Here is a 13,773-nt window from a genome sequence, read left to right on the forward strand (position 1 = left end):
GCCGAGGCCGCCGCCGTGCCCGCATCCGCTCCCGCCCCGCGTCACGCCGCCCCGGACGCCGAGGTCGACGCCAAGCCGGTCGCCGACGCCGAGCAGCTCGACCCGTCGGAGCCGCACGACCCGGCGGACCCGCACGACCCGGCGGAGCACGTCGCGACGACGGTCGTGGAGGCCCCGGCCGCCGAGCCCGCGACCACCCCCGAGACGGCCGAGCCCGCGGCGCCGGCCACCACCCCCGAGACGGCCGAGCCCACGGACGACTACGTCCCCGTCATCGGCCGCATCCCGATCCTGTCGCTCACCCCGCAGATCGAGGACGACCTCTGGCCCGCCAAGAGCTTCGTCCACGACGTCGTGCCCTTCGGCGCGACGGTCTTCCGCGAGGGCCACGATCTCATCGGCGCCGACGTCCTGCTCACCGACCCGTCGGGCGCCGTGACCGCGCACCGCATGTCGCTCGACGCCACGAAGCCCGGTCTCGACCGCTGGGTCACGACCGCCCAGCTCGAGACGCAGGGCGTCTGGACCTGGCGCGTCAGCGCGTGGTCCGACGACTTCGGCACCTGGCTGCACAACGCGGAGATCAAGGTCCCCGCGGGCCTCGACGTCGACGTGATGCTCGCCCTCGGCGCCGAGCTCCTCGAGCGCGCCGCCGCGGACGCCGAGCGCGCCGACGACGACCGCGCGGTCCTCCGGGAGGCGCTCGCGGGGATCGCCGACGCCGGCCTCTCCCCCGCCGAGCGCCTCGCCGCCGCCACCTCCCCCGAGGTGCACGCCGCGATCGACCGGATCCCGGTCCGCAGCCTCATCACCCTCTCGCCCGAGCGCACGATCGTCGTCGAGCGCGAGCGCGCCGCCGTCGGCTCCTGGTACGAGTTCTTCCCGCGCTCCGAGGGCGCCGTCCAGCACGAGGACGGCTCCTGGACGAGCGGCACGTTCGCCACCGCCGCGCGCCGCCTCCCCGCGATCCGCGACATGGGCTTCGACGTGGTCTACATCCCGCCGGTGCACCCCATCGGCCGCACCAACCGCAAGGGCCCGAACAACACCCTCACCGCGGGGCCCCACGACCCCGGATCGCCGTACGGCATCGGCTCGGAGGACGGCGGGCACGACAGCATCCACCCCGAGCTCGGCACCGCGGACGACTTCCGCGGGTTCGTCGCGGCCGTGGCCGAGCACGGCATGGAGCTCGCGATCGACATCGCGCTGCAGGCCTCGCCCGACCACCCGTGGGTCACGACGCACCCGGAGCTGTTCACGACGCTCCCCGACGGCTCGATCGCGTTCGCGGAGAACCCGCCGAAGAAGTACCAGGACATCTACCCCCTGAACTTCGACAACGACCCGGAGGGGTCGTACCGGGAGATGCTCCGCGTCATGCGCGTGTGGCTCGGGCTCGGCGTGAAGATCTTCCGCGTCGACAACCCGCACACCAAGCCGCTCGTGTTCTGGGAGCGCCTCATCCACCAGGTGATGCGCGACGAGCCCGACGCCATTTTCCTCAGCGAGGCCTTCACGCGCCCCGCGATGATGCGCACGCTCGCCAAGATCGGGTTCCAGCAGTCGTACACGTACTTCACCTGGCGGAACACGAAGCAGGAGCTCGAGGAGTACCTCACCGAGGTCAGCCACGAGACGAGCGACTACCTGCGCCCGAACTTCTTCGCGAACACGCACGACATCCTCACTCCCTACCTGCAGTTCGGCGGGCGTGCCGCGTACCGGATCCGCGCCGCCATCGCCGCGACCGCGTCGCCCTCGTGGGGCATCTACTCGGGCTACGAGCTGATCGAGAACGTCGCGCGCCCCGGTGCCGAGGAGAACATCGACAACGAGAAGTACGAGTACAAGCCGCGCGACTGGGCCCGCCAGGAGGAGCTCGGCGGCTCCATCGCGCCGGAGATCACGCGCCTCAACGAGATCCGCCGCCAGCACCCCGCCCTCCGCCAGCTGCGGAACCTCGACGTGCACTGGAGCGACGACGACTCGATCCTCGTCTACTCCAAGCACCTCGCGGCCGAGCACACCGGCACGGGCGAGGCCGACACGATCCTCGTGGTGGCCAACGTCGACCCGCACTCCGCGCGCGAGACCCAGGTGCACCTCGACCCCACCCGCTGGGGCCTCGCCGAGGACGCCGTCTTCGACGTCGAGGACCTCCTCACGGGCGACGTCTACACGTGGTCGACCTCCAACTTCGTCCGGCTCGACGCGTTCACGCACCCCGTGCACGTGTTCCGGGTCCACCCGACCGCATCGAAGGGATGACGGACATGACCGACACCACCCCCCAGCAGGACCCGAGGGACGGCGCCGACGTCGCCGTGCCGACCGCCGCCGAGCCGCACCCCGAGGCCGGTGCCGACGTGGTCGTGCCCCCGGCCGGAGGCGACGCGCCCGCCGCGGACGCGCCTGCCGCATCCGACGCGGGCACCCCCGCGGCCGCGTCCGACCCGATCCGCCTGCCCGAGGTCTCCGGCCTCGACCTGCGCGCGATCGCCGAGGGCGTCCACTCCGGACCGCACTCGGTCCTCGGCCAGCACCCCGTCTCCGTCGACGGCGTCTCGGACGACCTCGTGGTCGTCCGGGCCCTCCGCCCGCTCGCCGAGGGCGTCTCCGTCATCCTCTCCACCGGGGCCCGCGTGGAGCTCGCCCACCTCGGCAACGGCGTCTGGCAGGGCGCGCACGTGCTCGGCCTGCAGGACTACCGGGTCGAGGCACGGTACGGCGACGGCGGCACCTGGACCGCCGAGGACCCGTACCGGTTCCTGCCGACGGTCGGCGACCTCGACCTGTACCTCTTCGGCGAGGGCCGCCACGAGCGCCTCTGGGACGTCCTCGGCGCGCAGCACCGCGAGCACTGGGGCGTCGCGCGCACCTACGTCGGCGTCTCCTTCGCCGTGTGGGCGCCGCACGCGCGCGCCGTCCGCGTCATCGGCGGGTTCAACGGCTGGGACGGCGTGCAGCACGCGATGCGCCGCCTCGACGGCAACGGCGTCTGGGAGCTCTTCGTGCCGGGCGTCGAGCCCGGCGTCTCGTACAAGTTCGAGATCCTCACGCAGGCCGGGCACTGGATCGAGAAGGCCGATCCCATGGCCCGCATGACCGAGGTCCCGCCGGCCACCGCATCGCGCGTCGAGACCAGCCACCACGTCTGGGACGACGCCGCCTGGCTGGAGGAGCGCGCCGCGCGCGACCCGCACGACTCCCCCATGAGCGTGTACGAGATGCACCTCGGATCCTGGCGCCCGGGCCTCGGCTACCGCGAGGTCGCCGGCGAGCTCGTCGCCTACCTGCAGGAGCTGCACTACACGCACGTGGAGTTCCTGCCGCTCGCGGAGCACCCGTTCGGCGGGTCCTGGGGCTACCAGGTGTCCGGCTACTACGCGCCCACCTCGCGCTTCGGCAGCCCGGACGACCTCAAGTTCCTCATCGACTCGCTGCACCAGGCCGGCATCGGCGTCATCGTGGACTGGGTCCCGGCGCACTTCCCCAAGGACGCGTTCGCGCTGGCGCAGTTCGACGGCCAGCCGCTCTACGAGCACACCGACCCGCGGCGCGGCGAGCAGCAGGACTGGGGCACCCTCGTCTTCGACTTCGGCCACTCGCAGGTCCGCAACTTCCTCGTCGCGAACGCGCTGTACTGGTTCGAGGAGTTCCACATCGACGGCCTCCGGGTCGACGCCGTGGCCTCGATGCTGTACCTCGACTACTCCCGCGAGGAGGGCCAGTGGCTGCCGAACGTGCACGGCGGCCGCGAGAACCTCGAGGCGATCTCGTTCCTCCAGGAGGTCAACGCCACCGCGTACCGCACGCACCCCGGCATCGTGATGATCGCCGAGGAGTCGACGAGCTTCCCCGGCGTCACGCGCCCCACGAGCGACGGCGGCCTCGGCTTCGGGCTCAAGTGGAACATGGGCTGGATGCACGACTCGCTCGACTACGCGGCCGTCGACCCGATGTACCGCGCTCACCACCACGGCCAGATCACGTTCTCGATGGTCTACGCGTACACGGAGAACTTCCTCCTCCCCATCAGCCACGACGAGGTCGTGCACGGGAAGGGCTCGCTCGTCGGCAAGATGCCGGGCGACCACTGGCAGAAGCTCGCCAACGTGCGCGCCTACCTCAGCTTCATGTGGTCGCACCCCGGCAAGCAGCTGCTGTTCATGGGCCAGGAGTTCGGCCAGCCGTCCGAGTGGAGCGAGGAGCGCGGGCTCGACTGGTGGATCCTCGACCAGCCCGTGCACCGCGCCCTGTTCGACCTCGTCGGCTCCCTCAACCGCACCTACGTCGACACCCCCGCGCTCTGGGCGCTCGACAACGACCCGGCGGGCTTCGAGTGGATCGACGCGGGCGACGCCGAGCGCAACGTGCTCGCGTTCCTCCGCCGCGACCGGGAGGGCAACCAGGTCGCCGTCGTGCACAACTTCTCCGGTGCGCCCATCTCGGGCTATCGGCTGGGGCTGCCGCAGGCGGGCGTGTGGGAGGAGATCCTCAACACGGACGCCGAGCAGTTCGGCGGATCCGGCGTGGGCAACCTCGGCGCCGTCCACGCGGGCGACGACGGCTGGCACGGCCGGCCCGCCTCGGCGGAGCTGACGCTGCCGCCGCTGGCCGGCCTCTGGCTGCGGCTCGAGCAGGATCCGGAAGACCTCACGCCCGTCGAGGTGCCCGCGCACCACGCGCCGGACGCGGACGAGTCGCGCGTCGACGGCACGCCGTTCGGGGACGCGGCCGACGTGCCCGTGCTCCCGCAGTCGCCCGACGCGCAGCCGCCCGCGGAGGGGCTGTCCGCGACCGACGACGCGCCCGGCTCCGACGACGGCACGCCGCGGGTGCCCACGGTCTGATCCCGACCCGACCCGCACGACGACGACGGCGCCGCCCCCTCGGGGTGCGGCGCCGTCGTGGTCCGTGCGGATGCGCGTCAGTAGAGCAGGCGCGTGAGCCGGCGGCGGGCGACCGCGACGCGCGGATCCTCGAGCCCGACGACCTCGAAGTGCTCCAGGAGGCGCTGGCGGATGGCCTCGCGCCCCGCGGCGTCCGCGGACGGGAAGAGCTCGAGCAGGCGCGCGAACGCGTCCTCCACGTGCCCGCCGGACAGGTCGAGGTCGGCGACGAGCAGCTGCGCGTCGACGTCGCCCGGGGCGGCCGCGGCGGCGCTGCGGATCTCGTCCGCGGTCGTCCCGTCGAGGCGGTGCAGGAGGTTGACCTGCGCGAGGCCGGCGACCGCGAGCGCGTCGCGCGGGTTCTGCGCGATGGCGGTGCGGTACTCCGCAGCCGCCGACGCGTAGTCGCCCTGCTCGATGAACGCGTAGGCCTCCGCGTGGTGCGGGGGCAGCGGCTCCTCGACCGGCGCCGCCGGGGCGGCGGACGCGTCGGGCGCGACGGCCGTGCCGGTCACCCCGTTCTGCTGCGCGAGCTCCAGCACCTGCTGGAGGACGTCGCGCACCTGGTCCTCGGGGATCACGCCGGCGAACAGGCCAACGGGCCGACCGCCGATGAGCGCCGCGACCGTGGGCACGGACTGCGCCTGGAACGCCTGGCCCAGCTGCGGGCTCTGGTCGACGTCGATCCGGACGAGCAGCACGCGCCCCGCCTGCTCGGTGATGATCCGCTCGAGCACGGGCGAGAGCTCGCGGCTGCTCGCGAGCCCCGTCGACACCAGCTCGACGACGACGGGCACGATCGACGAGATGTCGAGGAACTGCGTGAACGACGCGTCGTCCGCGGCGAGCACGAGGCCCGGGACGTCCACCGTCTGCGGCGAGGCCGGCGCACCGGCAGGAGCACCGGGTGCGCCGGGTGCGCCACCGGCGGGCGCGGCACCCGCCGGGGCCTGCGCGCGGTTCACGAGGGACGAGAGGTCGACGGCGCCGCGGAGGCTGGCGGCGGAGGGGGGCACGTTCGTCATGGGAGCTCCTTGGCCGAGGTGATGTGGGTGCTGGAGGCGTAGAGGCGGATCTTCTCCCCCGAGTTCACGGGGGGCACGTACATGAGCATCTGCGCCGTGCGGACGGTGTCGAAGCCCTTCGCGGAGTCGGTGAGCCCGGTGATGGCCTGCACCTCCGGGTTCGCGTTGACCTTGGCGCCCTGGGCGGTCGGCTTCGCGACGATGCCGAGCTTCACGGTGACGCTCACGAGCGCGCCGGACTCGACGGTCGACATGGCGACGGGCGTCGCGGAGTCGGCCGCGGCCGAGAACTCCACCGAGCCGGTCTCGCCGATCGAGGCCGGGAAGTCGACCTTGCGCTTGGCGTCCTGCGCGCGGACGCCGTCGTCTGTCGCGTCGAAGAGGGACGCGAACTCGCTCTGGTCGCCCTTGTTCAGCAGGTCCGCGTAGGCGGCGGAGAGCTGGTCCGGCTGGACCGCGAGCAGCTTCACGTCGGGCGCGAGCCGTGCGGCGCCGATCGCGGCGGGCGCCACGTCCGGCAGCGCCGCCGTGGTGGAGATGGGCATGGCGTACAGCACGCGGTAGTTCTCCCGCGGGCTCGTCTGCACGAGCGTGAGCGAGAGGGTCGGCGCGTCGTCCGCGTCCGGGTTCTTCACCACGGCGGCGATCGTGCGGGGCCAGGCGACGGTCGCCTGCGGCAGCGTGAGCTGGAGGTCGCCGGCGGGGATGGCGGGGACGGCCGCGATGTCGGGCTTCGCCTTCCGCACCTGGTAGTCGGACGTGCGCTCCTGGAGGGCGGGGCCCGCGAAGCGCGGGGACAGCTGGCCGGCGTCGAGCGCCTGGTCGGCCGCGGTGGCGACCGCGGAGACGCGCGAGACGATGCGCGCGGCCTGGTCGTCGGTGACGACGGGCGGATCCGCGTCCTCGGCCTCGCGCGCGGCGTCGAGCGACGACGTGGGGGTCGGCGTCGGGGTGGACGCGGCACCGGCCGTGAGCGCGGCGGGCGCCCCCGTGGTCGTGCAGCCGCTCAGAGCGAGGCCGGTGACGACGAGGACGGGCAGGGCGATCATGCTGCGACGACCGCGTCGCGGGGCGGGCGGGGCGGCGCCCGTGCCGGCGGTGAGCGCGGCACGGCGGGCGGCCGGGCCGATGCGCGGGATGCGGGGGCCGCCGCGCGGCGGCAGGTTGCGGCGCGGGCCGCGGCTGCGGCGGAGGTGGCGGATGGCGAGGAGGTAGAGCACGAGGCCCACGATCAGCAGGACGATGCCGCCGATCACGAGCGGGAGGACCCACGGCGACTCGCCCTCGGAGGGCCAGGACAGCGTGACCTCCGCGGGGGCCGCCGCCGTGCCGTCCGCGGCGAGCAGGACGCTGACGTCGTCGGGGAGGCGCGTGCTGAGCGACAGCTCGCCCTCGCCGGTCTCCTCGGAGAGCCAGAGGTCGGATCCGCGCGGGTCCGTGACGGCGGAGGTGACGGTCGCGGGCGTGCCCGAGCCGCCCTCCGGCGCGGGCGAGCTGCTGGGCGCGGGCGTCGGAGTGGCGGCCGCGGGTTCGACGACCTCGCTGGTCAGGGCCCCGGTCTCGTCCATCGCGATGCGCGTGTAGGGGCTGGTGCCCACCCACGCCTCGACGTCGGTCGTGGGGCCGTACGCGGCGAAGACCTCGCCGTCGCCGCGGGCGACGGTGTCCTGCAGGCCGGGGTGCGCGTTGAGCGTCTTCCCGCTGATGACCGTGTAGGCCGCGCCCCCGGCGGAGGACGTCGACGCGGTGATGCGGTCGGGTCCGGCCAGGAAGGTGTGCTGGGCGACCCCCAGGCCGATCATGAGGGCGGCGACCACGAAGGTCGCGATCGCCAGGACGAATCGCACGGGTGTCTCCTCTCGTGTCGTCGCGGGCGGCTGCGGTGATGGGCGGCGGCCGGCTCGGCGACCGCGGCGGCCGACGAGCGCGATGCCCGGGCGACGCTCCGCCGACATGCGGGCGGGCGGCGGCGGACGACGACATCGAAGGATACCGGACGACCCTGGGAGCGCCTCCCCTCCCCGCCCGCGACCCGGAGGCGGCCCGGGGGCGTACCGCGGACCGGGAACGCCGGTCTCGGTAGGATCGGCACCTGCCGTGCCCGCCACCGCGTGCGCGGACGCCCGACAAGGAGTCCCCGTGCCCCACGACGACACCCCGTTCAGCCCTGCCATGCGCGGCTACAACCGCGACGAGGTCGACCGGGCGGTCGGCGACCTGCGCCGCGAGCTGATCCGCTCGAACCAGCTGGCGGCGGAGGCCCGCGCCGAGGCCGAGCGCCTGCGCCGCGTCGAGGGGGAGCTGCGCGACGAGCTGGAGGAGGTGGGCAGCCCCACGTTCGCCGGGCTGGGATCCCGCCTCGAGGCGACCCTCCGCGTCGCCGAGGAGCAGTCCACGCGGCTCGTCGCGCAGGCCGACGCGGACGCCGCGCGCCTCCGCCGCGCCACCCAGGAGGAGACCGACGCGCAGCGCGCCGAGGCCGAGGCCACCGCGCGCCACCTCGTGGACTCCGCCCGGGCGCAGGCCGAGCAGATCGTCGACGCCGCCCGGCGCGAGGCCGACGACCTCCGGGAGCGCGCGGACGACCGCGCCGAGGGCCTCCGCAGCGACGCGGAGCGCGAGGCCGCCGCCCTCCTCCTCCGCACGCGCACCGAGGTCGCGGACCTCCGCGGCACGGCCGAGCGCGAGACGGATTCCCTGCGCGCCGAGGTCGCGCGCGAGGTCGCCGAGCTCCGGGCCCGGGTCGACCGCGAGACCGACGAGGCCCGCCGGGATGCCGCCGACCTCGCCCGCGACAACGCCCTGGCCCGCGGCGCCCTCGAGCGCGAGCTCGCCGATGCCCGCGCCCGCCACGACGAGTCCGTCGCCGAGGAGCGCGCCGACCTCGACCGCGAGATCCGCGAGGTCGAGGAGCGCCTCGGGCTCGATGCCGAGACGCAGCGCATCGCCCTCGCCCAGCTCGACGAGCAGACCCGCGCCGACCTCGACCGCGAGGTCGAGCAGGTGCGCACCGACCGGGATCGGGAGCTGCAGGCGTCCCGCGAGGACTTCGACCGCCGGATGCAGGCGGAGCGCACCGCGTTCGACCGAGACGTCGAGGAGACCCGCGCCTCGCTCGAGCGCGAGATCGCCGAGACACGCGAGGCGCTCGACCTCGAGGTCGCCACCGCCCGCGCCGAGCTCGCCCGCGATGTCGACGAGGCCCGCACCGACCTGGCCCGCGACATCGCGGCGGGCACCGAGGCGCTCGCCCGGGAGACCCGGGCCACGCGGGAGCAGCTGGAGCTCGAGGCGGTCACCGCGCGCACGGCCCTCGAGCGGGAGATCGCCGAGGCCGAGGCGCTGGAGGCCGACCGTCGCGAGGCCGAGCGGCTCCGGCTGGAGCGCGAGGCCGCTGAGACGCGCCGGATCCTCGCCGCCGAGGCCGACGAGGCGCGACTGGCCCTCAGCCGCGAGATCGAGCAGGGGCACCTCGACCTCGACGCCGAGATCACCGCCCGGCGCGACCACGACGCGCGCGACGCCGCCGAGCGCCAACGGGATGCCGCCGAACGCACCGCCGCGTACCTGGGCGAGGCCGAGGCGCGCCTGCAGGAGGTGACGGCGCTGCTCGCCTCCACCCGTCAGGAGGCGGAGGAGCTCGCGGTCGAGAGCCGCGAGTCCGCCCGCACGGTGCGCGAGGAGGCCGACCACGACGCCCGTGCGGCCATCGCCGACGCGGAGCGCCGCGCCCGCGAGACCCTGGCCGACGCCGAGCGCCGCGCCCGCGAGACGGTGGCCGACGCGGAGGAGCGCCTCGACCGCATTAGGATCGAGCGCGAGGCGGTGGCCGCGTACCTCGAGAACGTCCGCGGCGTGCTGACCCAGGCGGATGACGCGTCCTCCGACGATTCCCGCACCGTGCGCTGAGCGCCCGCCGACTCGGAGGTCCCGACGTGAAGATCCACAACCCCTACCGGCTCGGCCTCCTGGCCGGCCTCGGCGTCCTCACCGCCCTCGTCATCGGCGGCGCGCTCGTCTCGCTCGGCAGCGTCCTCACGTACGTCGGCACCGCCATCTTCCTGGCGCTCGGCATCGACCCGCTCGTGACCTTCCTCGAGCGCAAGGGGGTGCCGCGCCCCGTCGCCATCCTCGTGATCTTCCTCGTGCTCCTCGGCTCCCTGGCCGGGGTCCTCCTCGCCGTGATCCCCGTGGTCGTGAACCAGGCGAGCGCGCTCGTCACGCAGATCGTCGAGTACGCCCAGAGCGTGAGCGGCGACCAGTTCATCGCGAACCTGCAGTCGTTCGTGCCCCGCGAGGTCTTCGACGTGCAGAGCGGCGCCGACCAGCTCATCACCTACCTGTCGAACGCGTCCAACGTCGCGACCATCACGGGCAACGTCATCAACGTCGCCTTCACCATCGGCAACTTCCTCTTCGGCACGGTCATCATCCTGATCCTCACGATGTACTTCACGGCCTCGCTCAACTCCTTCAAGAGCGGCCTCTACAAGCTGGTGCCGGCGACGCGGCGCGCGCGCTTCGCCGACATCGCCGAGCAGATCACCCAGTCGGTCGGCCGCTACGTCACGGGCCAGGTGGGGCTCGCGCTCTGCAACGGCGTGCTGAGCTTCATCTACCTGAGCATCGTGGGCGCGGCGCTCCCCGCCGTGTGGGCGTTCATCGCGTTCCTCTTCTCGCTGCTGCCGCTCGTGGGCACCATCACCGGCTCCACGCTCATCGTGCTCGGCCAGGTCGTGCTGCTGCCGGAGTCGACGAACACCTGGATCGCGGTGGCGGTCTACTACCTCGTCTACATGCAGATCGAGGCGTACGTCCTCAGCCCGAACATCATGAACCGCGCGGTCAAGGTGCCCGGTGTGGTGGTGGTGATCGCCGCGATCACGGGCGGCACGCTGCTCGGCGTGCTGGGGGCCCTCATCGCGGTGCCGGTCGCCGCCGCGGTGCTGCTCATCATCCGGCAGGTCGCCGTGCCGCTCCAGAACGAGCGCTGACGCCCGTCCGGCTCAGGCCGGAGGCCACTCCGTCGGGAGCGGCAGCGCGGCCGGGTTCACGGTCCGCACGATCTCGGTGAGCACGCGGGACACCTGCGACTCCCCCACCCACAGGTGCTTGGCGCCGTCGACCGCGATGAGCTCCGCCTCGGGCACGGACGCGAACCTCCGGCGTGCCTCGTCCGGCTGCAGGAAGTCGTCGTGCTCGGGCACCAGGATCACGAGCCGGCGGGGGTCGCCGTGCCAGGCGGCGACCTCCTCGGCGCTCGCCCGGTGCAGCGGGGGCGAGAGCAGCGCCGCGCCCTCGACGGGGTGCGCGCGTCCGTGCCGCAGCGCGATCTCGGTGCCGAACGACCAGCCGACGATCCACGGCGCCGGGAGCCCGCGCTCGGCGACGAGGTCCATGGCGGCGGCCAGGTCGTGGCGCTCCCCCTCGCCGCCGTCGAAGGCGCCCTCGCTGGTCCCGCGGGCGGACGTCGTGCCCCGCGTGTTGAAGCGCAGCACGGCGAGGTCGGCGAGGGCGGGGAGGCGCAGCGCCGCCTTGCGCAGCACGTGCGAGTCCATGAACCCGCCCGCGGTCGGCAGCGGATGCAGCGTCACGAGGGTGGCCACGGGATCCCGGTCGGCCGGCAGCGCCAGCTCCCCCACGAGGCGCAGGCCGTCGGCGGTGACGAGCTCCACGTCCTCGCGCCGGGCGGGCAGCTCGGTGGAGCTCGTGATGGGGCGGGGGGCGGTGTCCGTCATGAGACCTTCCAGCAGTGGGAGTGCCAGTGCCGGCGGGCGGCGAGGTCGCTCTCCTCGCCCATCATCCCGTCGGCGCGCCACGCGACGACGTGCGCGTGGCCCGGCTCGATGTCGAGCAGGCATCCGGGGCAGCGGTACACCTTGAGCGCGCGGGCGGCGGAGACGGGCTGCACGTTCCAGACGCGTCCGCGCCGGGTCTCCGTGTGCTGCGAGCCGCTGAGGAGGCGCGTCAGCACGTCCTCGTCCTCGTCCCCCGGGCGGCGTCTCCCCCGGGGTCGATTGCTGCGCGGCATGATCCGATCCTAGGCCGCGCGCCGCGCCGTCCCGTCAGCCGGTGTCGCCCTGCCGGCCGAGGCGCGCCTCCTCGTGGTCCAGCATCCGCTGGGCGCGCGCGAGGACCCGCGAGGGGTGCCGTCCCGTGCCGCGCGCCTCCAGCAGCGCCTGGCGCTCGGCGTCGAGGACGTGGCGGCGGAGCAGGAGGTAGGTCGCGCGAGGGGTGAGCGGCGCGTCGTCGTCGGCCGCCATCGCCTCGGCGCGCTCGCTCGCCCACTCCGCGCGCAGAGCCGTGTCGCGGCGCACGCGCTCCACCACCTGGGGGTCGACCTCCTGGCCGTGCGGCAGGGTCCGCGCGCCCTCGTCGAGCGCGCGGATGCCCGCGTCGGCGAGCTCCGACACCAACTCCGCGAGGTCGCGCTCGTCCTCCACCTGGTCGCTCCCCCGGATCCCGCTCAGGCGGATGACCGCGGGGAGCGTCCCGCCGTTCACGAGCAGGGACACGATCGCGACCGTGAAGGCGATCAGCACCAGCTGCGCCCGGTACGGGGTCCCGTTCGGCAGCGACTGCGCCGCCGCCAGCGTCACCACGCCCCGCATGCCGGCCCAGCCGAGCACGAGGCCGCCGCGCCAGCCGAGACCCTGCGAGCGGAGCGCCTCGATGTCCGCCCGGCGGCGTCGGAGGATCCGCGCGGCCCGGCGCTCCCGACGGCTGGGCCGGTCGTCGCCGCGCGCGCGGCGGAGGCGATCGAGCCAGCGCCCGACGCGTCGCGCCCGTTCCGCGGCGCGCTGCTCGTGACGACGCAGGCCCAGCAGCAGCGGCACGAGGAAGGCGAAGCGGATGAGGGTCAGCACCGCGAGGGTGAGGAGCCCGTAGAGGATCGCCGTGTCGACTCCGAGGTCGGCCTCGTGCACCTCGTCGAGGATGTCCCGGAGCTCCAGCCCCATCACGAGGAACACCCCGTTCTCGAGCAGGAACAACGCGGTCCGCCAGTTGAGCCGCTCGTTGATCCGCGACTGCGCCGACAGCGTGGAGGCGCTCCGGTGCCCCGACCAGATGCCCGCGGCGACGACCGCGAGCACCCCGGACGCCCCGATCTCCTCGGCGGGGATGAACGCCACGAACGGCACCGCGAAGGAGATGGCCGTGTCGAGCACGGGGTCGTCGAGGCGACGTCGGATCTCGGTCGTGAGGGCGCCGACGGCGATGCCGATGGCCAGGGCGCCCACCGCGGAGAGGAGGAAGCCGCCGGCGGCCTGCCACAGGTCGACCGAGGCGCCCACGGCGGCGATCGACGTCCGCAGCAGCACCAGGGCGGTCGCGTCGTTGACGAGGCCCTCGCCCTCCAGCACCGTCACGAGGCGCGGCGGCAGTCCGAGACGCCGGGCGATGCTCGTCGCGGCCACGGCGTCCGGCGGGCTCACCACCGCCCCGAGGGCCAGCGCGCCCGCGAACGACAGGTCCGGGAACAGCGCGTAGAGCAGGAGGCCGATGCCCGCGGCCGACACCAGCACGAGGACGACGGAGAGGCTGACGATCGTGCGGAGGTTGCGTCGCAGGTCCACGAGCGGCACCGTCACCGCGGCGCCGTACAGCAGCGGCGGGAGGACGCCCGCGAGGATCAGCTCGGGCGGCACCTCCACGGGAGGAACCCCCGGGAGGAAGGAGACGCCGACGCCCACCAGCACGAGCACGAGCGGCGTCGCCACGCGGATCCGTCGGGCGAGGAGGGTGACGGCGACCAGGGTCGCGATCCCGGCGACGCCGAGAGCCGCGTAGTCCATGCTCCGAGGCTAGTCCGACGGGCGGACGACGGACGCCCGTCCGGATCGGGATCCGGA

Annotated in this window: 9 protein-coding genes; 4 read left to right on the top strand and 5 right to left on the bottom strand. The window is 74.1% G+C overall.

What is annotated here, in order from left to right:
• Window positions 1–165: 165 nt before the first annotated feature.
• Both PED38_RS06365 and glgB read left to right on the top strand, forming a co-directional pair.
• Window positions 166–2,271 (top strand): alpha-1,4-glucan--maltose-1-phosphate maltosyltransferase, encoded by a 2,106-nt coding sequence (locus PED38_RS06365; protein ID WP_270980533.1) that lies wholly within the window; start codon window positions 166–168, stop codon window positions 2,269–2,271.
• On the top strand, window positions 2,268–4,856 hold the full coding sequence (glgB, locus tag PED38_RS06370) for a 1,4-alpha-glucan branching protein GlgB (protein ID WP_270980373.1): 2,589 nt from the start codon (window positions 2,268–2,270) through the stop codon (window positions 4,854–4,856). The genes PED38_RS06365 and glgB overlap by 4 nt, the downstream gene beginning before the upstream one ends.
• 77 nt (window positions 4,857–4,933) lie before the next feature.
• On the opposite strand, the gene PED38_RS06375 is transcribed toward glgB, so the two are convergent.
• Window positions 4,934–5,920, bottom strand: coding sequence for a tetratricopeptide repeat protein (locus PED38_RS06375; RefSeq protein ID WP_270980375.1), 987 nt, complete (start codon window positions 5,918–5,920; stop codon window positions 4,934–4,936).
• Window positions 5,917–7,767, bottom strand: a complete 1,851-nt coding sequence (locus PED38_RS06380; protein ID WP_270980376.1) for a hypothetical protein — start codon at window positions 7,765–7,767, stop codon at window positions 5,917–5,919. The genes PED38_RS06375 and PED38_RS06380 overlap by 4 nt, the downstream gene beginning before the upstream one ends.
• Window positions 7,768–8,059: 292 nt before the next feature.
• Between PED38_RS06380 and PED38_RS06385 the strand changes: the two genes are divergently transcribed.
• Entirely contained in the window at window positions 8,060–9,829 is a 1,770-nt protein-coding gene (locus PED38_RS06385; protein WP_063072685.1) for a hypothetical protein, read from the top strand.
• Between the two features lie 26 nt (window positions 9,830–9,855).
• The gene (locus tag PED38_RS06390; RefSeq protein WP_063072684.1) at window positions 9,856–10,914 is read left to right on the top strand and encodes an AI-2E family transporter; all 1,059 of its coding nucleotides are present in this window, start codon (window positions 9,856–9,858) and stop codon (window positions 10,912–10,914) included.
• A gap of 12 nt (window positions 10,915–10,926) precedes the next feature.
• On the opposite strand, the gene PED38_RS06395 is transcribed toward PED38_RS06390, so the two are convergent.
• The 3 genes from PED38_RS06395 to PED38_RS06405 are packed head-to-tail and all read right to left on the bottom strand — an operon-like array spanning window position 10,927 to window position 13,716.
• Window positions 10,927–11,658: an alpha/beta hydrolase gene (locus tag PED38_RS06395; RefSeq protein WP_063072683.1), complete on the bottom strand. Its 732-nt coding sequence runs from the start codon at window positions 11,656–11,658 to the stop codon at window positions 10,927–10,929.
• Entirely contained in the window at window positions 11,655–11,951 is a 297-nt protein-coding gene (locus PED38_RS06400) for a hypothetical protein (RefSeq protein WP_063072682.1), read from the bottom strand. Before PED38_RS06400 ends, PED38_RS06395 begins: the two co-directional genes overlap by 4 nt.
• 34 nt (window positions 11,952–11,985) lie before the next feature.
• Complete coding sequence (locus PED38_RS06405; protein WP_270980378.1) at window positions 11,986–13,716, bottom strand: cation:proton antiporter; 1,731 nt, start codon at window positions 13,714–13,716, stop codon at window positions 11,986–11,988.
• Between the last annotated feature and the right edge of the window lie 57 nt (window positions 13,717–13,773).

It is taken from the genome of Clavibacter sp. CT19 (genome assembly GCF_027858075.1).
GTDB classification, from domain to species: Bacteria; Actinomycetota; Actinomycetes; order Actinomycetales; family Microbacteriaceae; genus Clavibacter; species Clavibacter tessellarius_A.